Here is a 22,269-nt window from a genome sequence, read left to right as displayed (position 1 = left end):
CGGGTCGGCGCTACGCGCTTTAATGCTTTAAGTCTCCGGCGGATTTGCTCCCAGGCCTCTAGCCTTCGCCGCTTTCTCCGTCAGCGCTTAATCAGCACGCGTCGGCGCGGCGAGTTCATCCGCCATGCCAAACAACGCACGCAATTGATGCGCGACGCCGGCCTCGAAGTTGTTGCCAGTCCGCGGGACATTCGGCAGGCGTTTCATCAGCGCCGGATTTGCGTTGTTCATCATGAACGGCCGGCCTGCGGTCTCGAGCAGATCGATGTCGTTCATGTTGTCGCCAAAAGCGACACAATGCGCAGTGTCGATATCCAACCGCTCCAGCACAAACTGCAACGCCCGTCCCTTCGAGACGTCAGACGTCATCACTTCAAGACAATCCGGCATGGAATAGGTGACGTAGACGGAATCGCCGAATTCGCGCTCGAGATTCGCCGCGGTCACTTTGAGATCGTCGGGCTCACCGATATACAGCACCTTCGCAATGTTCTCGCCGTCGTGCTCACGTAGATCCATCACGTCGTAGTCAAAGCCCGAATCCTGATGGAACGCCAGCAATTCCGGCGCGTGACGGTCGATCAGCCACGCGTCGTCCGCAAAGAGATTCACGATCACGCGCTCGCCTCCCGCCAAATCAGGCTGGGCAAGACGGCGCACCACCGCCGGCGCGAGGTCGCGAGCGTAGATACGCTCGTTGTCCGGAGCGTGAATACGCGCGCCATTCGATGTAATCAGATAAGCGTCAATGCCAAGCACTTTTCGGATTCCAACCACGTCGCGATAATGCCGCCCCGTCGCGATGATGAAACGCACACCGCGCGCTTCCAGTTCACGGACCGTTTCGACGGTGAACGGGTCGACCTGATGGTCGCTGTTGAGCAAAGTGCCGTCGAGATCGGTAGCGATAATGGAATACATGGGAAGCACTTTCCTTTAAGCCGTTAGGAACCTCGCATTTTAGCCCTCATGAGCCGATCTTCGGCTCGCGGCTTGGCGGGCCAGTTGCAGAGCGCCTGCAGCGGAGTCCGCGAGCGGCAGACGCAAGCGGCTACGCAGTTCGTCCGGAACAAACGGAGTCAGTGGCACGGCCAGCCCGCCACACAACGCGACCGGCAGCAACTGACCCGGGTCCAGCGCCGACACCATTTTCGCGATCTCAAGCCCCGCCTCCTCAAGAAGGCGCGCCGCGAACAGATGGTTTCTATGTTCGAAAACCGTTGGCGCCAGAGTTGCATAGGCCGTTTGATTCGCCGCGCTCAGCCATACGACGAGGCTGTCCCGATCAGTTACGTCCGTACCCGCGAGCAACGCCGCGGACCACTTGTCGGCGGGTGCCCGACCGTCCAGCACTTGCTGCAAATGCACGACCGCCCGCATGCCCAACCAGGCCCCGCTTGCCTCATCACCGCTCGGAAAACCGTAGCCACCCGCGATCGCCAGCCGCCCGCCCGCATCCAGCGATGCCGCTATGCTGCCTGTTCCAAGCGCCACGATCACACCCGGCGCGCCGCCATGGGCGCCGAGCAATGTGGTCAAGGCGTCGCTTTCGACGGCAAGCGCGCATCCGGCCGGCGCGGCTGCGTGGAACTGCGCCAGCCAGCCCGCGTGATTCACGCCAGCGAGGCCACAACCAAGCGCACAGGTGCTCCACTCGAACGGCAGGCCAGTTGCTTCGAACGCGCGCAAACACGCCGTTTCGATAGCCTCCCACGCGCGCTCGACGCCGAGCGCCAAGCCTGACGGTGCGCCCGTCGCGCGTGCCAGTTCGATGCCGTCCGTGTTCGCCAGAACGACGCGCGTGCCGCTGCCACCGCCGTCGACGCCGATCAGGTACTTGTGTGTGTAGGTTGAAGTAGTCATGTGCGCAAGCTTAGCGGGACGACCGGCTCGCCGCCACTCAGCCAAACGGGCTACGCGTCCTGACCTGCCGAGGCGCATCGGGCAAGCTTCTACCTTGGTTCAGCTGCCATCGAGACCGGACGATACGACGGTTCGTTATACCTATGCGTCCGGGACGCCGTGCTGTACCGGTCTCGCCGCTGGGGAAACCGTATATGGGCCGCGACTCGCCAGAGAAACAGGCCGATCGGCTGACTGTTCTCCCCCTGTCCTTCCGCCTATGCTGGTCGTACGCCAACCATGCACTCCCTGAATCCGACATGACAAATCCTAAGAAAAGCAGCGCCGACGACAACACCGAACCGCACCGTTGCGGCTGGGCAACCACCGAATCACTCGCCCGCTATCACGACGAGGAATGGGGCGTTGCGTCCCATGACGATCGCCATCTGTTCGAAATGCTTGTACTGGAAGGCGCACAGGCAGGCCTTTCATGGTCGACGATTCTGAACAAGCGCGAGGGTTACCGGGATCTGTTCCACAACTTCGACATCGACCGGGTGGCCGCCTTCAGTGAAGACGACGCAGCCCGGTTGCTGCTTGACGCCCGCATCATCCGTAATCGCGCGAAGATCTCGGCGGCTGTTGCTAACGCCCGCGCCGTGCAGCGCATCCAGGCGGAACACGGTTCGCTTGCGGATTTCGTGTGGTCGTTCGTTGGCAATAAGCCTATCGACACCCCTCGCGCGACCTATGCACACGCCCCCGCCTCGACCGAAGTCTCTGACGCCATGAGCCGCGCTCTCAAGAAATACGGCTGCAAGTTTGTCGGAACGACCATCTGCTACGCGTTCATGCAGGCAACAGGCATGGTCAACGACCACGAGGCCGCGTGTTGCTGCCGGTTCCGCGACAGCGCATCCCACCCGAAGCGCGCAACGGCCAAACGCCGAACAAATTAGGCAATTTACTCCACCGATTTCCGATACGCGCATTGCGTTTTTCGCAACATTTTTCGCGGTTTACGCACCCGTCAGGGAAAATCCTAACAATCACCCCGCCCGCGGGGTGAATCACGCTCTGAAGCCTTTACTACAAAGCCTTGAGGGCAATCCTGGCCTGTGCAGGAAGTCAGACATCATGTCAAAATTGCGGCCAACCGCACACAGCGCCTCTTTTTTACCGGGAAGAACCGCTATAAATACGGTGTAGGCGGCTTTTCCGGTGAGCCGGTTGACCCTTGAAACGACTGCCGCTTCTTGCTGCTTCACCAGCGTATCCAGACCTTGCGACGATCGTAGCAAGGCAAGCAAGACGGTGAATGTTGCTGTTTTTATGTGGTCGACCGCGCTATGGCGACTGATTCCGCGTCCGATACTGATATCGCTGTTAGATGAACACCCACGAAGCACCGCAGTTGTCGGTGCAGGGGAGAACCAGAATGAAAAACCTCAACTTTTTAACGCACCAGGAAATCTTCGACCGTGCCGTGCTTCATCTCTTTGGCCAAGGCCAGGCAGCGTTGTTGCCCCACGGCGGCGGTGCATATCGCGGCTATTGCGGCGGTTGTCCTGTCGGCAGCTTCATCAAGGCGCGCGATTACATGACCGCCATGGAAGGCGTGCCTATTCGCTACGTCAGCAAAGGGCCGGAAATCGTGCCGGCATACATGGACGTCGGTGTGGCCGCACTGAAGCGCGCGCTCTTGCGATCGAACATCAACGTCTACGATCCCACGACCGTCGAACTGCTCAGTTGCCTGCAAAACGTGCACGACGTGTTCGGCAAATGGGAGTGGCGTGAACGCTTTGCGTCCATTGCACGGCAGTTCAACTTGTCTGCGAATCGACTTAAGTCGGCAGCCTGAGAGCGGGTTTGGACAGGGTTTCGGGACTCCACCGAGCGGTCACGATTCTGAACCGGTTCTGAATCAATCCCCCTCGCACTGACCCACGAATAGACCGTATCCGCGCCGGTGAAGCACAAACAAATAAGCGCGCAAGCGAGCAACGCAATAGTCAAAGTAACGAGCGATGCCATGTTAACAGCGAGAGACATCTACGAACGCGTGAGCAACCATCTGCTGACGCAACGGGCTGTATCAGAAGATGAAAACGGATCATGCCGGCTGCGCAGCGGCAATGGGCGCAAGTGCGCTATCGGGTCGCTGATCGCCGACGAGCTGTATCGGCCGGAGATTGAAGGCGTCGGGATCTCGTACTACCGCCACGCGAAGGACGGCTCGTTGTTGCGCGTGCTGTACGCGTCGGAAGTCAATGCCTACGATCCGGACATTGTCGAATTGTTGATCGAACTGGAAGAAGTCCACGACGATTTCAGTGTGGACGAATGGCCCCAGCTTCTAGCGCGCGTGGGCGAACGGCACGCATTTGTCTAGGCCGCAAGCCGCGGTCGCCCGCCCCGCCAACTCGCGCCGAATCATCTGAACCGCGAGTCGATGTAACAGGGTTTGGAACAAGCAAATCCGATTATCGAATCAAACTATAAAAAGCAAAACGGCGATGCAACCCTTGCGGGCGGCATCGCCGTTTTGCATGGTGCAACCTAAACAATCAGGCTGCACCTGCCAAGATTTAATGAAGCTTCTTGGGCAACATCTGGCTGCGCAGACGCTTGCGCAGACGGCTGACTGCTGCCGCCTTCTTGCGCTTGCGTGCCGTCGTCGGCTTTTCATACGACTGACGTTCGCGAAGCTCGGCGATCAGGCCGTTCTTTTCGATGGTCCGGCGAAAGCGACGGATCGCGACGTCGAACGGCTCGTTTTCTTTCAAAACAATAGTGGTCATGGAAGTCCTAAATCGCTGATACGTTTTTCTGACTGCGCGGCGAAGCGTACTGCACAAGGCAACGCCGCGCGCCGGCACTCCGATCGTCCACCCAAACAACAGCGGACACGAGCAAAGCGGCCACGGAGGCCGGAAAAGAGAGAGGTGGGATTTCACCGCCGATCACGGCATGCGCAGTCTGTCGAAAAACGGAACAGCGCACTTCGGGCCGCCCGGCGTCGCTTATAAATAGCTGCGCCATCGGGCAAAAATCTCGATTCGGGCGAGATGTTATCAGATCGTCGCCCCGTCGCCAACCCCGACACACCTATTTGCAGAGGTCTGCAGCGAGGCAACCCCATGAAGATGCGTGCTTTTTCCCGATTTTCAGTCCGGATTGCTCGCTTCGTCGAGGAGCGCGATGTCCTCAGGCGCCAAGCTGATCCGGGTTGCGTGTGCCAAGGTTTCGAGTTGCTTGACCGATGTCGCGCTCGCGATCGGCGCCGTGACGCCAGGCCGCGCGATCAGCCATGCTAGCGCGATTGCCGCCGGCTCGGTGTCGTGACGTTCCGACACTTTAATGAGTGCCTTAACAATTCTCAAGCCCCGGTCGTTTAGGTAACCCGACACCTTTGCGCCGCGGGCACTATTCTCGGTATCGGCTTTGGATCGGTATTTTCCGCTCAGGAAACCGCTAGCCAGGCTGTAATACGTCACAACCGATACCTTGTGCGCCTTGATAACCGGTTCCAGATCGTTCTCATAACCGGCGCGATCGTAAAGGTTGTATTCCGGCTGAAGCACCTGATAACCCGCAATCCCCTCCTTCGCCGATATCTTCAGCGCCTCTTCCAGCCTTTCACCGGTGTAATTCGACGCACCGATCACGCGCACTTTTCCCGCCGTAATCAGCTTTTGATAAGCGCCAAGCGTGTCGATAAGGGGCGTTTTATCGTCGTCTCGATGAGAAAAGTAGACGTCGATGTAATCCGTCTTCAGGCGTTTCAGCGAGTCGTTGACTGCCGCCTCGATATTCGCCGCCGACAGCCCCGTCCGCGTGCTCAGCATGCCGACCTTGGTTGCCAGCACGATCTTGTCGCGCTTGCCGCTTTCCTTGAGCCACTTGCCGATGATCGTCTCCGACTCGCCGCCTTGGTGGCCGTCGACCCAAGCGGAATAAACGTCGGCGGTATCGATGAAATTAAGTCCGTGGTCAACGAAGGCGTCCAGGATGGAGAACGATGTGCGTTCGTCGGCTGTCCAGCCGAATACATTTCCGCCGAAAACGAGCGGCGCGACTTTGAGGTCTGACGTACCAATAGTGCGGTGCTGCATGGTTGCTCCCGGGCTGTGATGGGCGAAGACGAAAAAGGATGGAAAAAGAATACCCGCGAATCCGCTTGCTCGCAGGCGGCGCCTCGACAACTCCCGGCGACTATTCTCCCTACGAATTCTTACCTAAGTCCTCAAGTTTTTTTTTCATGGGCCGCTAACCCATGTAGGCGGCCGGCTACCACGCTCGGGAACCGCCAAGCAACAGGACCGCGCAGTAGCCATAACAGCCCTTTAAGTTCTTTCAGGAGAAATCCAAATGCTCGGCATTAATAGCAATCTCAACTCGCTGGTCGCTCAGCAAAACTTGAACACCTCGCAAAGCGCTCTTTCGCAAGCTATCACGCGTCTGTCGTCGGGTAAGCGCATCAACAGCGCGGCTGACGATGCAGCAGGTCTGGCGATCTCGAACCGTATGCAAACGCAGATCAACGGCCTGAACCAAGGCGTGTCGAACGCGAACGACGGTGTGTCGATGATCCAGACGGCGTCGAGCGGCCTGGCGCAGATCACCTCGAGCCTGCAAACCATTCGTACGCTGGCTGTTCAGGCGTCGAGCGGCTCGCTGTCAGCGAGCGACCAGGCAGCACTGCAACAAGAAGTTGCGCAGCAAATCGCTGAAGTGAACCGCGTGGCGTCGCAAACGACGTACAACGGCAAGAACGTGCTGGACGGCTCGGCTGGTAACGTGAGCTTCCAGGTCGGCGCGAACGTTGGCCAGACGATCAGCTTGAACCTTACCAACAGCTTGTCGGCGTCGGCGCTCGGAACGGGCAAAGTGCAAGCGGGTGCGACGCTCGGCACGATCGCCGTGTCGCTCGACTCGACCGGTGCTGCATGGAACGCCTCGTCAAGCACGGGTTCGGAAACAACCGCAATCAACGTCCTCTCGGACGGCAAGGGCGGCTTTACCTATACCGACCAAAACAACCAGACCCTCTCCAACACGGTCACCAGCAAAGTGCTGGACACCACGGGAGGCGTGCTTAGCGCGGTGGGGACTAGTGACCTCGATCCGACAAAGGCGCTCGCGGCAATTTCCGCCGCCAACGCGACGCCTCCTAAGGCGGCCGGTGTTGTTCTTGGCACGGTCGGTGGCATCAGCATCAGCGGGACCGATGGTTCGGACGTTCCCGCAGGCACGTCGGGTGCCATTACGTCGCTGACCTTCAAGTCGGATGGTAGTGGCAACTTGAACGCCTTTGATCAAAACGGTAACCAAATCTCGTCCACTGTTTCCGCGGCTCTCTTCACTACCGCTGCTAACGGTCAAGGCGGCACACCCACGGCCGGCGCAACTCTCGCCTTCAATACGGCTCCTGTCAGCAACTTCGGCGCGATCAACGCCAACAACAACCCGCCGGCGGTTTCAGACATCGACGTCAGCACGGCAACGGGCGCGAACGCTGCGATGGAATCGATCGATAACGCACTCGCCACGGTGAACAACATCCAGGCAACCCTGGGTGCGGCTCAAAACCGTTTCACGTCGCTTTCGTCGGCCCAGCAAGCACAGTCGACCGACCTGGCAGGCGCCCAGTCGCAAATCACGGACGCCGACTTCGCGCAAGAAACGGCTAACCTGAGCAAGGCGCAAGTGCTGCAACAAGCAGGTATCTCGGTGCTGGCACAAGCTAATTCGTTGCCGCAGCAAGTTCTGAAGCTTCTCCAGTAATAGCCTCAAGCAGTAATGGCAGACGCATCGAAAGACGCGTCTGCCAAATCCGTTTTCCGGGGAGGCATGCCTCCCCTACACGTTTTACAAACGTTTATCATTCAGGCTCGAAAGCAAAACCGACGTACGGAGCATCTCAATGTCGACGATTCCCAGCGCTTCCAGCACCGCCGCGGCCTCAGCAGCTGCCACTTTAGCCGCCACCCAGGCAGCCGAAGCGTCCGCCGCACAATCCATCATCAGCGGTTCCACGGGCAATTCGTCGCTGGATGTCTCGTCGCTCGTCACGAGCCTCGTCAATGCGAAGGTGGCAGGTCAGACCGCTACGCTTTCCGCACAACAGACGAACGACAACACCCAACTTTCGGCTATCGGCGCATTGCAAGCGGCACTGTCCGCGTTGCAGGCCGGTATCGCCTCGCTATCGAACGGCACCGCGCTCGGCCAGTTCACCGCGACCGCGGACGGTACCGGACTGACAGCAACCACCGACAGCACCGCGTCCGCGGGTTCTTATTCCGTCGCGGTCACGCAAATTGCCAGCGCCCAGACGCTTTCGTCGGCGGCGTTCGGCTCGACCGCGGCACTCGGCACCGGCACGATGAGCGTCTCCATCGGCGGCAAGTCGATGAACCTCGCCATCACGTCGGCGAACAACACGGTGAGCGGCATTGCCAGCGCGATCAACTCATCGGCAAGCAACCCCGGCGTCACGGCCACGGTGGTCACCGGCACGGACGGCGCGCATCTGGTCCTGCGCTCCACGGCCACGGGCGCGTCGAACACGATCAATGTTTCGGTGAGCAACGTGTCGGGCGATGCAGGCCTGTCCAGCCTCGGCGTTACGTCCACTGTCGGCGCCAATGGCGCCGCATCGACCTTTACGTCAGCGGTGGGCACGAGCGCGTGGTCACAGACCGTGCCCGCACAAGACGCCGAGTTCAAGATCGACGGGACAGCCGCGACAAGTTCCAGCAACACGGTGACCACTGCACTCCAGGGCGTCACGCTGAACCTGACCGCTGCTGCAATCGGCACACCGCCCGGCACGCCACAGAATCTGGTCGTGGCACAGAACACTACGTCTGCCTCCACCGCGATCAACAGCTTCGTCAGCCTCTATAACACCTTGGTCACCACGTACGGCCAGGTGGGCAACGACAATTCGCAGGCAGCGAGTACCCAAGGCGGCATCTTGTCGTCCAACCCGATGCTTGCCACTATCCAGAACACGCTGGCGGCTATTGTCGGCAGTGGTGTAAAGAACGGCGGCTCAACAATCTCGCTGGGTGCGCTTGGCATCTCGCTGCAGGGACAAGCCACCGCGACGCAGCCGGCCGGCTCACTGGTGGTCGATCCCACGAAGCTCGCCGCTGCGCTCCAGAGCAACCCGTCGGGGGTTGCAAATCTATTCAATTCGAAGACCGGCATCGCAGCGCAGATGACGAGCAGCCTGAACTCGTTCCTGAGCCCAGGCGGCTTGATTGCGAACAGCCAGAGTGCGGTGAATACCGACCTCAAGAGCATCACGTCGCAACAAGCCACGCTGGCCACCTACACGGCACAGCTGACGAGCCAGTATCAAGCGCAGTTCACGGCACTCAATACGTTGATGGCCACGATGAACAACAACTCACAGTACCTGACGCAATTGTTCGGCGGCGCCAACAGCGCGGGTGCACTCGCAACTGGAGCGAGCAGCTAAGCTGCTAAGGTCCGCTAAGGATAACCGACATGGAACAGAACAGCTTGATCGACCGCCTGCTGGCGTTGACGCTCGCGATCCAGCACGCAGCGGCGATGGCGGACTGGCAGGAAGCCGCGCGCCTGACTGAAGAGCGGACCCCGCTTTTCATGGAATTGACGCCGGCGCAGGACGCCGCGGCAATGGAAGTGATCAACCGGATCCAGGCAATCGATGCCGCCATTGCCGTCGATGCAAAGACAACGCAATCGGAATTGCAGATTGAGTACAGTTCCGCGATGAAGAGGGTTCAGGCGGCCGGCAAGTACCATCAGGCCGCGAAGTTCTGACCGGGAGAGCATCACCGAGGCGGGGTTACTCCGTCTCACCGGCTCGGCAAAGACAACAACAAAAACCACGCGCTTCGCGCTTTGGCTGTTTTCAACACCCCGGCGCACTGCGTGCTTCCGGGGTGTTTTCTTATGGGCTAACGCCCGAGCGTCAGCCCCAGATACAGCGCATAAAGCCCGCCATTCACGAGCAGCGCCCACAGCACGATCCCGCCCTTCTTCGCGTTGAAGCGCAGCCACGCGGCCGCCGCGAGCGTGATGAAAACACCCGTCATCACTTCCACACGCGGCTCCCACGGTGTCAGCATGATGCCGATACCCGGCAGCAGCGTGCCCTGGAACACCATCGCTCCGGTGATGTTGCCGAACGCCAGCGTATCCTTGCCGCGCCGCGCCCAGATAATGCTGTTGACCTTCTCGGGCAGCTCGGTAGCGATCGGGATGATGATCAGCGACAGCAGCAGCGCGGATATCCCCAGCACTTGCGACACCCCTTCCACGCCGGCGATAAACCCCTTCGCACCGCCAACCAACAGCACCACGCCCAGTATCATCTGCAACACGATGGTCGCAAGCGAGGTCGGCAAGCCGACGCGCGAGATCAGCAGCCGTTCGGGAGCTTCCGTGCCATGGCCTTTCTCGACGAGACTCGCGGATGCGCGGAACGTCGACACCACATAGGCGACATACACGCCGACCAGTCCCACGGCGAACAGCGCGCGCACTTGCCACGCTTGATGCGGCACGAACATGGCGCCCGCCGCGATCAGGAACGCACACAGGAAGAAGTTGAGATCGCGGGTGAAGCCGCTATGTTCAGGCGCGACGACCCCCTTGAGCCCGCGCGTCTTGAGCACGGCGATAGCCATCAGGCAGGTCGACAACGTCGCTAGCATCAACGGTGCGCCGAGGATCGCGCCGACGCCGATTTCCTCGTTCACCGCGCGACTGGCGGTGCCGCCCATCAATGCGATGATCGGCACCGTGGTTTCCGGGAGCGCCGTGCCGATAGCCGCGAACAGCGATCCGGTCACCCCTTCGGAGATGCCGAGTTTTTCGCCGAGATGTTCGAGCGCGTTGGTGAAGAGTTCCGATGCCGCGAGGATCACCACGAGCATCAGCGCAAGTTGCAGGAAAAGCATCGTCATGCGGCACCTCGCGATGAAGCCGGCGAGCAGGCGACGCAATGAGAAGGGCAGAACAACGGCAGAGAAACCGGCGAACGCGAGAGATGACCTGGGGCAGGCCTGAGGTGTTTTTGTTTTGGAGACACGATAATTTCACGGTCGGACGTCAGCAAACCAGGATGCAATCCCGCGCCGTCCGACCGTGAACGACAAGATGCACCCATGGTCTCGCCAAACCTGACCGGTCGAACGCGCCACGGCTAGCAAGCCGAGTATGTTGACGCGTCCTCCTCCCATTGCGGAAGGAAGGCTACTCCCCAAAGACGGCCACGAGTTTAGCGTGCGTCCCCGGATTAGGCAACCGGCCTCGGGAATGTTCAAAAAACGGTCACCAATCCCGTCATTAACCCCATATGGATATCCCGAATCGGTCGTTGTAGCGGAAATAACGGTTCAGTAAGCTACGGCCGCAGAGGCTTTTTGGGTGCTCTTTCGTTGCGCTGACGCATCGACGAAGCTCACCGTACAATAAGTTGCAACTACCGTAATAAGAAACGTCTGACTGACTAACACCGACGACTACGTCCGTAACGGGAGATCCCATGCGCTTCAGAATGCTCGCAACCGCTGTATTGGCCATCGTGCCGGTGCTCGCGATCGCGAAACCGCTCACTGTGTGCACCGAGTCGAGTCCGGATGGCTTCGACGTCGTGCAATTCAATTCGCTGGTGACGACCAACGCATCGGCGGATGTGATCTTCAACACGCTCGTCTCCTACGATGAAGTCGCGAAAAAGGTCACGCCCGCGCTCGCCGAAAAGTGGGACGTGAGCGCCGACGGCCTGATCTACACGTTTCACCTGCGACCGAACGTGGCGTTCCAGACGACGGACTACTTCACGCCATCGAGGAAACTGAATGCCGATGACGTCGTGTTCTCGTTTGACCGCATGCTCTCCGACAGCAACCCGTGGCACAAAGTAGCCGGTGCGAGCGGTTTTCCGCACGCGCAGTCGATGGGTCTCGTCAAGCTGATCAAGTCCGTTTCCAAGGTCGATGACAACACCGTCAAGTTCGAGCTCAACACGCCGAACGCGACCTTCGTGCCAATCCTCACCATGGGTTTTGCATCGATTTATTCGGCCGAATACGCCGACAAGCTGCTCAAGGCCGGCCACGAAACCGACCTGAACGCGAAGCCGATTGGCACGGGTCCATTCGTGCTGAAGAGCTATACGAAAGACGCCGTGATCCGATATGACGTCAATCCTACGTATTGGGGCCCGAAGCCTAAAGTGGATCGGCTGATCTACGCCATCACGCCCGATGCGTCGGTGCGGGCGCAGAAGATCAAGGCGGGTGAATGCCAGATCGCGTTGTCGCCGAAACCGCAGGACGTGGTCGACGCGAAGAAGGACAGTTCGTTGAAAGTGGTCGAGACACCGGCGTTCATGACGGCGTTCGTCGCGTTGAACACGCAGAAGAAGCCGCTCGATAACCCCAAGGTGCGCCAGGCGCTGAACATTGCATTCGATCGCACGACTTACCTGAAGACCGTCTTCGAAAACACGGCCACGGCCGCTGTGAATCCGTATCCGCCGAATACGTGGAGCTATGACAAGCAGATCACGGCGTATCCGTATTCCGTCGATCGCGCGAAGAAACTACTCGCCGAGGCAGGCTTCCCGAATGGCTTCGATACAACCATCTGGGTGCGTCCGAACGGCAGCGTATTGAATCCGAATCCGAAGGTCGGCGCGGAATTGCTGCAAGCGGATCTGGCGAAGATCGGCGTGAAGGCGCAGGTGAAGGTGATCGAATGGGGCGAACTGATCAAGGAAGCGAAGCAGGGTCAGCACGACATGTTGTTCATGGGCTGGGCCGGCGACAACGGCGATCCGGACAACTATCTGTCGCCGCTATTCAGTTGCGCCGCAGTGCGCTCGGGCATCAACTTCGCGCGTTTCTGCGACCCGACGCTGGACCGCATGATCGATGAAGGCAAGGAGACCGCGGACTTAGGCAAGCGGACCAAGTCTTATACCGAAGCTCAGCAGATTATTCATGATCAGGCGCTGTGGATTCCGCTCGGTTATCCGACGGCGTCAGCGCTGACACGCAGCAATGTCAGCGGGTATCGCGTGAGTCCGTTCGGACGGCAAAACTTCGCGAACGTCACGGTGCAGTAGCCTCAGTTGAAGCTTTAGTTCACCGTCAAAGCCGGGCGCGCAAACGCCCGGCTTTTTTACTTCGGCGCGAAGCGGATCACGCCGTCGTCATCGTCGCTATGGCGCACCAGTTCACCCTCGAGCCATAGCAAATGCAAATGCGCCAGCGCTTCGCCGAGCGCGAACGTCATCTGGTGTACATCGAGCGGACGCTTGAACATGATCGGGACAATATCGGCGGCGCTTTGCGGCTTGATCGCGCAAGCCTCGCGCACCTCCCGCAAACGCGCTGCGTGATGATCGCGAAGCTGCCCGATGCGTGTATGCATGCCGCGAAACGGCTTGCCATGCGAAGGGAGCACGAGGGTATCGGCGGGAAGGGATTCGTAGCGGCCCAGTGAACCCAGGAACAGCGCGAGCGGATTGCCCTCCGGTTCAAGAGCAAACACCGAGACATTCGTCGATATGCGCGGCAGGACCATATCGCCGGAAATCAGCACATTCGTCTCCGCGCAGAAGAACGCGCAATGCTCAGGGGAATGACCGAACCCCGTCACCACTTCCCAATCGCGGCCGCCAATCTGCACCGTATCGCCATCACGCAGCCGACGATAAACCGGCGGGATGGACGGCACGAGCTTCGGGTAATACGTATCGCGCTTGCGCAGCGCTTCAAGCGATGCCGGGTCCGTCATGCCATGCCGCGCAAAGTGCCGTGCAGCGCGCTCGCCGCCTGCGTCGGAGCCATCGCCGGCGGACATCACGCGGCCCATTGCGTACTCACCAAGCGACATCCAGAGCCGCACCGGGTCCCATCGTTTCTGGTCGCCGCCATTGCAGATCCAGTCGGCAAGGCCCAGGTGATCGGGGTGGCAATGCGTGACGATCACGCGCAGCACCGGCAAGCCGTCGAGCAGCGAGTCAAAGGTGCGTTCCCAGTTTGCCCGGATGGTTTCGTCCGATATACCGCAATCGATAATGGTCCAGCCGGACACGCCGTCGATCTCGTCGCGCATGACCCAAACGTTAATGTGATCGAGCGCGAACGGCAGCGGCATGCGAACCCAGAAGACGCCGGGCGTGACTTCCATCGAGTGGCCGCTTTCAGGAAGACGGTCGGCGAAAACGTAATCGAGTTGCTGTTCGAGCGGGTTCATGCGGGTCGGCTCTCCGGGTTGTCAGTTGTTGCATTGCCGCCAAGTTGACGCTAACGTTAACCTGCATTTTAACGTCGGCTTAAGAAAAGCGCTCGCCACCTTGTAATTTCAATGACAGACACGCGCTACACCATCACCGAACTGGCCCGGGAATTCGACATCACGCCGCGCGCGATCCGGTTCTACGAGAACCAGGGCTTGCTCACGCCGGCGCGCGAAGGCACGAACGGCGTGCGTCGCGTGTATTCGTCGCGCGATCGCACGCGGCTCAAGCTGACACTGCGCGGCAAACGGCTCGGATTCACGTTGCTGGAGGTGAGCAGGCTGCTCGATCTCTACGATTCGCCGACCGGGACGGTTGCCCAGTTGCATGCGTTTCTTGACACCATCGCGGCACATCGCGCGGTGCTGGAGCGGCAATTGGAGGACTTGAACGCAACGCTCGCCGAACTCGCCGCGTACGAAAAGCAAGGGCGTGCACTCCTTTCAGCGAACGCTGAAAAACGCTTGCGGCGAGCGGCAGGAGCACCGGGCGCCAGGGAGCGAAGTGCAAAGGTGCCTTGAGCTGGAAATCGGCGGAAACGGCCAACGTCCAGGAAGCGGAATCGCCTGGCGATACAATATCGGCCGGATTTGAAGCCAGAATTGAAACCGGGCTGGACGCTTGATCACTAACGCAAAGACGGTGTCACGAAGCGCAGAGTCGATATGAATCACTTTCCCAAGTTACTGTCGTCGCAGATTGGCTTCGATGTCGCGGAAACGCTGCTCGAAGGCTTCGACCGTCACTATCGCGTGTTTCGCGATGCGGCCATCGCGGCGAAGGGGCTATTCGAAACGGGCCACTGGCATGCGCTGCAGCGGCTTGCGCGCGATCGCATCGCGTCGTACGACGATCGGGTGCAAGAGTGCGTGATGCGTCTGGAAGACGAGTACGACGCCGAGCACATAGACGATGAAATCTGGCAGCAGATCAAACTGCATTACATCGGCTTGCTGACGTCGCACCGGCAGCCCGAGTGCGCGGAGACGTTTTTCAACTCGGTGTGCTGCAAGATACTGCATCGCTCGTACTTCAATAACGACTTCATTTTCGTGCGGCCCGCTATTTCGACGGAGTACATCGAGAACGACGAACCCGCGGCCAAGCCGACGTATCGCGCGTATTACCCAAGCAAGGACGGACTCGCGGCGACGCTCGAACGGATCGTGACGAACTTCCAGCTCGAGCCGCCGTTCGAGGATTTGCAGCGCGACGTTCAATGCCTGATGCGAGCGATTACGGAAGCGTTCGGCGAGTTCAAGGCCGCGCCCAATTTCCAGATTCACGTGCTGTCGTCGCTGTTCTTTCGCAACAAGGCGGCATATATAGTGGGCCGGATCATCAATGGCGATCTGGTGATCCCGTTTGTGGTCCCGGTGCGCCATGCTCAGCCCGGCCTGCTCGCGCTCGACACCGTGCTGCTGCAGCGAGAACAAGTGCTGATCATCTTCAGCTTCTCGCACTCGTATTTCCTCGTGGATATGGAAGTGCCGTCCGCGTATGTGCAGTTCCTGCGCTCGATCATGCCGGGTAAGCCGAAGGCGGAAATCTATACGTCGGTGGGCTTGCAGAAGCAGGGTAAGAACCTGTTTTATCGTGACTTGCTGCATCATCTCTCGCATTCCAGCGATAAATTCGCTATTGCCCCGGGCATCAAGGGACTCGTGATGCTGGTGTTCACGCTGCCCTCGTTTCCGTACGTGTTCAAGCTGATCAAGGACACCTTCCCGCCGCCGAAGGAAACCACGCGCAAGAAGATCCAGGACAAATATCAGCTCGTCAAACGCCATGATCGCCTTGGGCGCATGGCCGATACGCTCGAGTATTCGAGCGTCGCATTGCCGCTGTCGCGCCTGGACGATGCGCTGCTCAAGGAGCTCACCAAGGAAGTGCCTTCAATGATCGAATATGAAGGCGATAAGCTCGTGATCAGGCATTTGTACATAGAGCGCCGCATGACGCCTCTGAACCTGTATTTGCAGAACGGCACGTTGCCAGAAATCGAGCATGGCATCAAGGAATATGGCAACGCGATCAAGGAACTGATCCAGGCGAACATCTTCCCCGGCGACATGCTCTACAAGAATTTCGGCGTCACGCGGCATGGCCGCGTGGTGTTCTACGACTACGACGAAATCGAATACCTGACCGATTGCAACGTCCGGCAAGTGCCGCAAGCGCGCAATGAGGAAGAAGAGATGTCGGGCGAGCCGTGGTACGCCGTCGGGCCGCATGACATCTTCCCCGAAACATACGGCACTTTCCTGCTCGGCGACCCGCGCGTGCGCGACGTGTTCATGAAACATCACGCCGATTTCTTCGACCCCGCTCTCTGGCAAAAGCACAAGGAACAGATCCTTAACGGCGAGCTCGCCGAGTTCTTCCCGTACGAACGCGGTATCCGTTTTTGCGTTCGTTATCCTGAGCGTTTTCTGTCCGGCACACCCGCAGCACGCGCCGCATGAAACCTATCCGCACTGAACTCCATGTCCAATATCGACAACACTGAAAACCACGACAACAACCCGCTTTCGCACCTATTCGATAACAATCTGAAGTGGGTCGATCGCAAGCTCTCGGAAGACGCCGAGTATTTCTCGCGCCTCGCGCATCAGCAAGCGCCCGAATATCTGTGGATCGGCTGCTCGGACTCCCGCGTGCCGGCGAACCAGATCATTGGCCTGCCGCCGGGCGAGGTGTTCGTGCACAGGAATATCGCGAATGTGGTCGTTCACTCGGACCTCAATTGCTTGTCGGTGATCCAGTTCGCGGTCGACTTGCTGAAGGTCAAGCACATCATGGTGGTCGGGCACTACGGCTGTTCCGGCGTGGGCGCGGCGCTTATGAGCCGGCGCGTAGGCCTGGCCGATAACTGGCTGCGCCACGTGGAAGACGTGCGCGACAAACATTCCGCGCTGCTCGAAGAATGGCCGATGGGCGAGGCGCGAAATCGTCGGCTGGTGGAACTGAACACCATCGAACAAACCGTGAACGTGTGCCATACGACCATCCTGCGCGATGCGTGGGCGCGTGGTCAGGAGATCACGGTTCACGGCTGGACCTACGGCGTGCACGACGGCCGTGTGCGCAACATGGGCATGATGATCAACGGGTCGGAAGAGGTTGAGCCGACCTATCAGCATTGCATCGCGGCGCTGGCGCGCGGTGGCGCGCATTCATCGGAGAACGATGTGCTCGCCTCCGATGCCGCCCGTCTCGGCGATGTCCCGGCTATTGTGAAAGGTGTGATCAAGGAGCTGAAACATGACTGATTTTGCAGATGATCCGGTGGTGATCGTATCGGCGGTTCGTACGCCGATGGCCGCTTTTCAGGGCGACTTCGCCACGGTGACGGCGCCGCAACTCGGCTCGGCCGCGATCCGCGCTGCGGTCGAGCGCGCCGGCCTCAAGCCCGAGCAAATCGATGAAGCCGTGATGGGTTGCGTGCTGCCCGCAGGACTCGGTCAGGCGCCCGCGCGGCAAGCCGCCCTTGGCGCCGGATTGCCGCTGTCCGTTGGCAGCACGACGGTCAACAAGATGTGCGGTTCCGGCATGCGCGCCGCCATGTTCGCGCACGACATGCTGCTGGCGGGATCGGCGGACGTGATTGTCGCGGGCGGCATGGAAAGCATGACCAATGCGCCGTATTTGCTGCCCAAAGCGCGTGGCGGCATGCGCATGGGCCACGGCCAGGTGCTCGATCACATGTTCCTCGATGGCCTCGAAGACGCGTATGAAAAAGGCCGCCTGATGGGCGCGTTTGCCGAGCAATGCGCCGGGTCGTACAAGTTCTCGCGCGAAGCGCAGGACGCGTTTGCGGTGGAGTCGCTGCGTCGTGCGAAGCGGGCCAACGAAGACGGTTCCTTCGATTGGGAAATCGCGCCGGTCACCGTGGCAGGACGCAAGGGCGATACCGTTATCGATCACGACGAACAGCCGTTCAAGGCGAATATCGACAAGATTGCGACGCTCAAACCCGCGTTCGCCAAAGACGGCACGGTGACGGCTGCGAATGCATCGTCTATCTCCGACGGCGCCGCCGCGCTCGTCATGATGCGTGCATCCACGGCGAAACGCCTCGGCGTCACGCCGCTCGCGCGCGTCGTCAGACACAGCACGTTCGCGCAGGAACCGGCGTTGTTCACGACGGCGCCCGTCGGTGCGATCCGCAAGCTGCTCGATAAGAACGGCTGGCGCGCGAACGAAGTTGATCTCTTCGAGATCAACGAAGCATTCGCGGTTGTCGCGATGGCCGCCATGCGGGAACACGACTTGCCGCACGACAAGGTCAACGTCAATGGCGGCGCGTGTGCGCTGGGGCATCCGATTGGCGCGTCGGGCGCGCGGATTCTCGTGACCTTGATCGGCGCGTTGCGTCAGCGTGGATTGAAACGCGGCGTGGCGAGCTTGTGCATCGGCGGCGGAGAAGCGACAGCGATGGGGATCGAACTCGTTTAAAGCGTTGCAGGAGAACATCATGAAAACCGTATTGATCGTTGGCGCGTCGCGCGGGCTCGGCCACGAATTCGCCCGAGGATATTGTCGCGATGGCTGGCGCGTGCTCGCCACCGCGCGCGATGAAGCGTCATTGAAAGCACTCGAAGCCAGTGGCGCAAAAACCTTCTCGGTCGACACCACGCAACCCGATCAGATCGCGGCGCTGGGATGGCAACTCGATGGCGAGAAACTGGATGTCGCCATCATCGTGTCGGGCGTGTATGGTCCACGAACCGAACACGTGGAAACCGTGCTGCCTGAGGATTTCGATCACGTCATGCACACCAATGTCCGCGGCCCGATGCAACTGTTGCCCATTCTCTTGCCACTCGTTGACGCAGCGCACGGCGTGCTCGCCGTCGTGTCGAGCAAGATGGGCAGTATCGCGGAGATGAACGGGACAGCGGGCTGGTTGTATCGCGCGAGCAAGGCGTCTGTGAATGCCGCGTTGAAAGCGGCATCGCTGGAAGCGCGCGGCTCGACCTGCATCGCGTTGCATCCGGGATGGGTGCGCACCGAGATGGGCGGGCCATCGGCGGCAATTGATCCGGCTCACAGCATTTCCGGAATGCGCGCGGTGATCGCGTCGGCTGCGGCGAACCCCAAGAAATTCAACGGCACATTCGTGCAGTACGACGGCACGCCGCTCGAGTGGTGAGCGAGTGAGTGAGCGCCGCAGACAAACAATTTCAGACAACCGGAAAGGACATGAAGTGGCGTATCAAGTACATGGCGTGGCGTCGTCGGGGAATTGCTACAAGGTCAGGCTTGCGCTCGAGCAACTGAACAGGCCGTATGTCTGGCACGAAGTCGACATGATGAATGGCGCCACGCGCACCGCCGCGTTTCGCCAGTTGAATCCGAACGGCAAGGTGCCGGTGCTTCAGATCGATGAGCACACGTGCCTGTTCGAATCGGACGCAATCCTGTTTTACCTCGCCGAAGGCACGCCGCTGCTGCCGACCGACCGTCTTTCCCGGGCGCGCGTGCTGCAATGGATGTTCTTCGAGCAATACAGTCACGAGCCCAACGTCGCGGTTGCGCGCTTCATCCTTCAGTTCGTCAAACACCCTGACGATCCTCGTTTGCCCGAGAAAACCGCCGGTTCATATCGCGCGCTGGACGTGATGGAAACGCATCTCGCGGCGCGGACCTATTTCGTCGATGAGCAATACACCATCGCCGATATTGCGCTGTACGCATACACCCATGTCGCCGATGAAGCCAACCTCGACCTCGGCCGATATCCGGCGATTCGCGCCTGGCTTGCGCGCGTGAAGGCGCAGCCGCGGCACATCGAGATGCCTGGCGTCGACCTATGAAGGCGGTGGAGGAATGCCCATGCGGGGGTGCATCACCGGGATCGAACAGCGTTGTTAAGCATCCGCCTCGTTACGCGCAATGTTGCGGACGCTTCATAGAAGGCGGCGCGCCGGCAGGCAATGCGATGGAACTGATGCGCTCGCGTTACACCGCCTACGTGCTTGGCAACGTGCCGTATTTGCGCGCGACCTGGGCCGAGGCGACCTGCCCTCGCGACCTGGAAACCTCAGCCGATTCCACCACCCGCTGGCTCGGCCTGCAAATCAAACGCCATACGCCTATAGACGCCGATCACGCCGAAGTCGAATTTGTTGCCCGATACAAACTTGGCGGACGCGCTTTCCGGCTGCATGAGACAAGCCGCTTCGAACGCGATGCTGCCGGAGTGTGGCGTTATGTCGACGGTGATGTTCGCGATTGAAACGTCGTAGCGACAAATGTTGCTGCGGCGCGGCAATAATTTCCTTAACGACTGCTTTCGCCTCGAAATTAGTGTTGCGCGCGGGTACTTTCTAATTGCGCCGATTCATTTTGTCCGGGTACTCTACCTTTTCGCCAGTCGCTGGCGAATGATATTAAGTTACTGTTTATTAAGCCAAATATCTGTCAGCGCGCCGGTGTTGCTTGTTTTGCGTATTGAAGCCCATTGTCGTGTCTATTCGGGACATGACTTGACGATCCGACCAGCGATACTGTTTGACAGTACGAACGTTGGGATCGATGGATTGTGACAATAAGCTGGCTCGTGCTGTCGGAAAATTAGCCGGGTCGAGAAGCGGGTGGAGTTTCGGGGATGGCATTCAGGCAAGTGTTGTCAGGTTGTGTAATGGTGTGTGCGCTCGCGGCGGTGTCCGCCTCGGCGCTTGCAGAGCCGTTCCCGGGTGCGCAGCAGTACGCGAAACTCGCGGCACCCGCCTTCGGCACGGTGCCGCAGTCGTTTGACCCGTCGCTTCCCGCTGTGGATTCGAACCTCAACGAGTCAGTCATCGAAGTACCTTCGGGCGATGTCTCGCTTGAAACCACCATTTTCAAACCTGATGGCCCGGGTCCGTTCCCGATGGTCGTCTTCAATCACGGCAAACTCCCTGGCAATGCGCATGACCAGACGCGCGCGCGTCCGATCGCGCTTGCGCGCGAGTTCGTGCGCCATGGGTATGTGGTTGTCGTGCCGAATCGCCGTGGCTTTGCGGAATCGGGCGGAGAATATACCGGCAACGGTTGCGATGTCGAAGCTAATGGTTTCACGCAAGCGCGCGATGTGGCCGCTACGGTGGCTTATATGGAGAAGCAGCCGTTTGTCGATAACCAGCATGTGGTCGTGGCGGGCGCTTCGCACGGTGGGCTGGTGACGATGGCGTATGGCGCGCGCGACGCGCGCGAAGCGAAGGGCGTGCGTGGCCTGATCAATTTCTCTGGTGGCCTTCGTCAGGATGAGTGTCCTGGCTGGCAGAAAAACCTGACGAGTGCGTTTGGTGAATACGGTGAGCATGTGAAGTTGCCGTCGTTGTGGATGTACGGGAGCAACGACTCCGTGTGGCAGGGGAACTTGCCGGATGAAATGTTTGCGTCGTATAGCGCGCATGGTGCCAGGGCCGATATGGTGAATTTCGGCGCTTATAAGAACGATGCGCATCGGCTGGTTGGGGATCGCGATGGTGTGGCGATCTGGTGGCCGCGTGTGAAGACGTTCCTTGAAGAGGTTGGTATGCCGACGGATCGGCAGTATCAGGTTTCGGATCCGCAGGCGCCGACGCCTACGGGTTATGCGAATGTGGATGCGGTGACTGCAGTGCCGTTCCTTGATGAGCGTGGCCGCGAGGGTTACGAGAACTTTCTGCATCAGTTTTCGAGCCGCGCGTTCGCGGTGTCGGATTCGGGTGCGTGGTCGTGGGCGGAAGGGGGTGACGACCCCGTGGCGGTGGCTTTGGCAGGGTGCCAGAAGCAGAGTAGCGATCCATGCCGGTTGTATGCGGTTAATAACGCTGTGGTCTGGAATGAGCGCAATGCGGCGCAGACGCAGACGGCTTCGAGATAGTCCTTGGGTTTTGCCTTTGAGGCAGCCAAAGGCTGGTAGCTGGGGCGGTTGGGCTGGTTGGTTTGTGGCTTCGTTCTAGCGCCGGGTGCTGAGTTCTCGTCAGCGGTTCTAGGTCTATGCCGGGTTGCTGCGTTCCAGTTTTTGCGGGTTTAGCGTTAGCTGATCTTTTTCGCTCTATTAGCCACTGCGCGTGGCAGCGCGTCATTTCTTGGTCCTTAGCGACAAAGAAACGAAGCAAAGAAAACGCTTT

The 22,269-nt window shown here is 59.7% G+C and carries 22 protein-coding genes and 1 riboswitch; of the genes, 15 read left to right on the top strand and 7 right to left on the bottom strand.

Going from position 1 to position 22,269, the window contains the following annotated elements:
* Positions 1-87: 87 nt before the first annotated feature.
* Positions 88-921, bottom strand: coding sequence for a Cof-type HAD-IIB family hydrolase (locus ACMX25_RS22975; protein ID WP_414952361.1), 834 nt, complete (start codon positions 919-921; stop codon positions 88-90).
* 39 nt (positions 922-960) lie between these two features.
* Positions 961-1,863, bottom strand: a complete 903-nt coding sequence (locus ACMX25_RS22970) for a glucosamine kinase nucleotide-binding domain-containing protein (protein ID WP_414952360.1) — start codon at positions 1,861-1,863, stop codon at positions 961-963.
* Between the two features lie 299 nt (positions 1,864-2,162).
* Here ACMX25_RS22970 and ACMX25_RS22965 point away from each other — a divergent pair, with 299 nt between their 5' ends.
* On the top strand, positions 2,163-2,804 hold the full coding sequence (locus ACMX25_RS22965) for a DNA-3-methyladenine glycosylase I (RefSeq protein ID WP_414952447.1): 642 nt from the start codon (positions 2,163-2,165) through the stop codon (positions 2,802-2,804).
* Positions 2,805-2,915: 111 nt separating this feature from the next.
* Here the strand turns inward: ACMX25_RS22965 and ACMX25_RS22960 are convergent, their stop codons facing one another.
* On the bottom strand, positions 2,916-3,113 hold the full coding sequence (locus ACMX25_RS22960; RefSeq protein WP_414952359.1) for a hypothetical protein: 198 nt from the start codon (positions 3,111-3,113) through the stop codon (positions 2,916-2,918).
* A gap of 170 nt (positions 3,114-3,283) precedes the next feature.
* Between ACMX25_RS22960 and ACMX25_RS22955 the strand changes: the two genes are divergently transcribed.
* Both ACMX25_RS22955 and ACMX25_RS22950 read left to right on the top strand, forming a co-directional pair.
* Positions 3,284-3,709 carry a hypothetical protein gene (locus ACMX25_RS22955; protein ID WP_414952358.1) on the top strand — a complete coding sequence of 142 codons (426 nt, stop codon included), beginning with the start codon at positions 3,284-3,286 and terminating at the stop codon, positions 3,707-3,709.
* A 171-nt stretch (positions 3,710-3,880) separates the two neighbouring features.
* On the top strand, positions 3,881-4,240 hold the full coding sequence (locus tag ACMX25_RS22950; RefSeq protein WP_414952357.1) for a hypothetical protein: 360 nt from the start codon (positions 3,881-3,883) through the stop codon (positions 4,238-4,240).
* A 196-nt stretch (positions 4,241-4,436) separates the two neighbouring features.
* Here the strand turns inward: ACMX25_RS22950 and rpsU are convergent, their stop codons facing one another.
* Positions 4,437-4,649, bottom strand: a complete 213-nt coding sequence (rpsU, locus tag ACMX25_RS22945; RefSeq protein ID WP_031357080.1) for a 30S ribosomal protein S21 — start codon at positions 4,647-4,649, stop codon at positions 4,437-4,439.
* Positions 4,650-5,015: 366 nt separating this feature from the next.
* Positions 5,016-5,963: an aldo/keto reductase gene (locus ACMX25_RS22940; protein ID WP_414952356.1), complete on the bottom strand. Its 948-nt coding sequence runs from the start codon at positions 5,961-5,963 to the stop codon at positions 5,016-5,018.
* Between the two features lie 256 nt (positions 5,964-6,219).
* Between ACMX25_RS22940 and ACMX25_RS22935 the strand changes: the two genes are divergently transcribed.
* From ACMX25_RS22935 to fliT, 3 genes are all read left to right on the top strand, one after another.
* Positions 6,220-7,635 carry a flagellin gene (locus ACMX25_RS22935; protein ID WP_414952355.1) on the top strand — a complete coding sequence of 472 codons (1,416 nt, stop codon included), beginning with the start codon at positions 6,220-6,222 and terminating at the stop codon, positions 7,633-7,635.
* A gap of 139 nt (positions 7,636-7,774) precedes the next feature.
* On the top strand, positions 7,775-9,340 hold the full coding sequence (gene fliD / locus ACMX25_RS22930; RefSeq protein WP_414952354.1) for a flagellar filament capping protein FliD: 1,566 nt from the start codon (positions 7,775-7,777) through the stop codon (positions 9,338-9,340).
* A 29-nt stretch (positions 9,341-9,369) separates the two neighbouring features.
* Positions 9,370-9,669, top strand: a complete 300-nt coding sequence (gene fliT, locus ACMX25_RS22925; protein ID WP_414952353.1) for a flagellar protein FliT — start codon at positions 9,370-9,372, stop codon at positions 9,667-9,669.
* 137 nt (positions 9,670-9,806) lie between these two features.
* Here the strand turns inward: fliT and ACMX25_RS22920 are convergent, their stop codons facing one another.
* Entirely contained in the window at positions 9,807-10,817 is a 1,011-nt protein-coding gene (locus ACMX25_RS22920) for a sodium:calcium antiporter (protein WP_414952352.1), read from the bottom strand.
* Positions 10,818-10,953: 136 nt separating this feature from the next.
* Positions 10,954-11,131: riboswitch (yybP-ykoY riboswitch) on the bottom strand.
* A gap of 267 nt (positions 11,132-11,398) precedes the next feature.
* Here ACMX25_RS22920 and ACMX25_RS22915 point away from each other — a divergent pair.
* Positions 11,399-12,985 carry an ABC transporter substrate-binding protein gene (locus ACMX25_RS22915; RefSeq protein ID WP_414952351.1) on the top strand — a complete coding sequence of 529 codons (1,587 nt, stop codon included), beginning with the start codon at positions 11,399-11,401 and terminating at the stop codon, positions 12,983-12,985.
* Between the two features lie 56 nt (positions 12,986-13,041).
* Here ACMX25_RS22915 and ACMX25_RS22910 read toward each other — a convergent pair whose 3' ends face one another.
* Complete coding sequence (locus ACMX25_RS22910; protein ID WP_414952350.1) at positions 13,042-14,121, bottom strand: MBL fold metallo-hydrolase; 1,080 nt, start codon at positions 14,119-14,121, stop codon at positions 13,042-13,044.
* Positions 14,122-14,232: 111 nt separating this feature from the next.
* Here ACMX25_RS22910 and ACMX25_RS22905 point away from each other — a divergent pair, with 111 nt between their 5' ends.
* From ACMX25_RS22905 to ACMX25_RS22870, 8 genes are all read left to right on the top strand, one after another.
* A complete protein-coding gene (locus ACMX25_RS22905) occupies positions 14,233-14,685 on the top strand; it encodes a MerR family transcriptional regulator (protein WP_414952349.1) in 453 nt (150 codons plus the stop codon).
* Positions 14,686-14,829: 144 nt separating this feature from the next.
* A complete protein-coding gene (gene aceK, locus ACMX25_RS22900; protein WP_414952348.1) occupies positions 14,830-16,629 on the top strand; it encodes a bifunctional isocitrate dehydrogenase kinase/phosphatase in 1,800 nt (599 codons plus the stop codon).
* 21 nt (positions 16,630-16,650) lie between these two features.
* The gene (gene can, locus ACMX25_RS22895) at positions 16,651-17,436 is read left to right on the top strand and encodes a carbonate dehydratase (RefSeq protein WP_414952347.1); all 786 of its coding nucleotides are present in this window, start codon (positions 16,651-16,653) and stop codon (positions 17,434-17,436) included.
* The gene (locus tag ACMX25_RS22890; protein ID WP_414952346.1) at positions 17,429-18,622 is read left to right on the top strand and encodes an acetyl-CoA C-acetyltransferase; all 1,194 of its coding nucleotides are present in this window, start codon (positions 17,429-17,431) and stop codon (positions 18,620-18,622) included. Before can ends, ACMX25_RS22890 begins: the two co-directional genes overlap by 8 nt.
* Before the next feature lie 19 nt (positions 18,623-18,641).
* Complete coding sequence (locus tag ACMX25_RS22885; protein ID WP_414952345.1) at positions 18,642-19,319, top strand: SDR family oxidoreductase; 678 nt, start codon at positions 18,642-18,644, stop codon at positions 19,317-19,319.
* A gap of 55 nt (positions 19,320-19,374) precedes the next feature.
* The gene (locus ACMX25_RS22880; protein WP_414952344.1) at positions 19,375-19,983 is read left to right on the top strand and encodes a glutathione S-transferase family protein; all 609 of its coding nucleotides are present in this window, start codon (positions 19,375-19,377) and stop codon (positions 19,981-19,983) included.
* Positions 19,980-20,405, top strand: coding sequence for a YchJ family protein (locus tag ACMX25_RS22875; RefSeq protein WP_414952343.1), 426 nt, complete (start codon positions 19,980-19,982; stop codon positions 20,403-20,405). The genes ACMX25_RS22880 and ACMX25_RS22875 overlap by 4 nt, the downstream gene beginning before the upstream one ends.
* Before the next feature lie 372 nt (positions 20,406-20,777).
* On the top strand, positions 20,778-22,019 hold the full coding sequence (locus ACMX25_RS22870; RefSeq protein ID WP_414952342.1) for a dienelactone hydrolase family protein: 1,242 nt from the start codon (positions 20,778-20,780) through the stop codon (positions 22,017-22,019).
* The last annotated feature ends 250 nt before the right edge of the window (positions 22,020-22,269 follow it).

The sequence above is a fragment of the Caballeronia eucalypticola genome (assembly GCF_047608185.1).
Lineage (GTDB): Bacteria > Pseudomonadota > Gammaproteobacteria > Burkholderiales > Burkholderiaceae > Caballeronia.
The sequence above is the reverse complement of the archived record's forward strand: the minus strand, read 5'-3'. Positions and strand labels throughout refer to the sequence as shown.

What these genes read in the sequence shown, in the direction of transcription:
- ACMX25_RS22885 (WP_414952345.1), top strand. Translation starts at nt 18,642, where the DNA reads ATGAAAACCGTATTGATCGTTGGCGCGTCGCGCGGGCTCGGCCACGAA.
- ACMX25_RS22970 (WP_414952360.1), bottom strand. Translation starts at nt 1,863, where the DNA reads ATGACTACTTCAACCTACACACACAAGTACCTGATCGGCGTCGACGGC.
- ACMX25_RS22965 (WP_414952447.1), top strand. Translation starts at nt 2,163, where the DNA reads ATGACAAATCCTAAGAAAAGCAGCGCCGACGACAACACCGAACCGCAC.
- ACMX25_RS22870 (WP_414952342.1), top strand. Translation starts at nt 20,778, where the DNA reads ATGGCATTCAGGCAAGTGTTGTCAGGTTGTGTAATGGTGTGTGCGCTC.
- rpsU (WP_031357080.1), bottom strand. Translation starts at nt 4,649, where the DNA reads ATGACCACTATTGTTTTGAAAGAAAACGAGCCGTTCGACGTCGCGATC.
- ACMX25_RS22950 (WP_414952357.1), top strand. Translation starts at nt 3,881, where the DNA reads ATGTTAACAGCGAGAGACATCTACGAACGCGTGAGCAACCATCTGCTG.
- ACMX25_RS22940 (WP_414952356.1), bottom strand. Translation starts at nt 5,963, where the DNA reads ATGCAGCACCGCACTATTGGTACGTCAGACCTCAAAGTCGCGCCGCTC.
- can (WP_414952347.1), top strand. Translation starts at nt 16,651, where the DNA reads ATGTCCAATATCGACAACACTGAAAACCACGACAACAACCCGCTTTCG.
- ACMX25_RS22920 (WP_414952352.1), bottom strand. Translation starts at nt 10,817, where the DNA reads ATGACGATGCTTTTCCTGCAACTTGCGCTGATGCTCGTGGTGATCCTC.
- ACMX25_RS22915 (WP_414952351.1), top strand. Translation starts at nt 11,399, where the DNA reads ATGCGCTTCAGAATGCTCGCAACCGCTGTATTGGCCATCGTGCCGGTG.
- ACMX25_RS22910 (WP_414952350.1), bottom strand. Translation starts at nt 14,121, where the DNA reads ATGAACCCGCTCGAACAGCAACTCGATTACGTTTTCGCCGACCGTCTT.
- ACMX25_RS22875 (WP_414952343.1), top strand. Translation starts at nt 19,980, where the DNA reads ATGAAGGCGGTGGAGGAATGCCCATGCGGGGGTGCATCACCGGGATCG.
- fliT (WP_414952353.1), top strand. Translation starts at nt 9,370, where the DNA reads ATGGAACAGAACAGCTTGATCGACCGCCTGCTGGCGTTGACGCTCGCG.
- ACMX25_RS22935 (WP_414952355.1), top strand. Translation starts at nt 6,220, where the DNA reads ATGCTCGGCATTAATAGCAATCTCAACTCGCTGGTCGCTCAGCAAAAC.
- fliD (WP_414952354.1), top strand. Translation starts at nt 7,775, where the DNA reads ATGTCGACGATTCCCAGCGCTTCCAGCACCGCCGCGGCCTCAGCAGCT.
- ACMX25_RS22955 (WP_414952358.1), top strand. Translation starts at nt 3,284, where the DNA reads ATGAAAAACCTCAACTTTTTAACGCACCAGGAAATCTTCGACCGTGCC.
- ACMX25_RS22975 (WP_414952361.1), bottom strand. Translation starts at nt 921, where the DNA reads ATGTATTCCATTATCGCTACCGATCTCGACGGCACTTTGCTCAACAGC.
- ACMX25_RS22905 (WP_414952349.1), top strand. Translation starts at nt 14,233, where the DNA reads ATGACAGACACGCGCTACACCATCACCGAACTGGCCCGGGAATTCGAC.
- aceK (WP_414952348.1), top strand. Translation starts at nt 14,830, where the DNA reads ATGAATCACTTTCCCAAGTTACTGTCGTCGCAGATTGGCTTCGATGTC.
- ACMX25_RS22890 (WP_414952346.1), top strand. Translation starts at nt 17,429, where the DNA reads ATGACTGATTTTGCAGATGATCCGGTGGTGATCGTATCGGCGGTTCGT.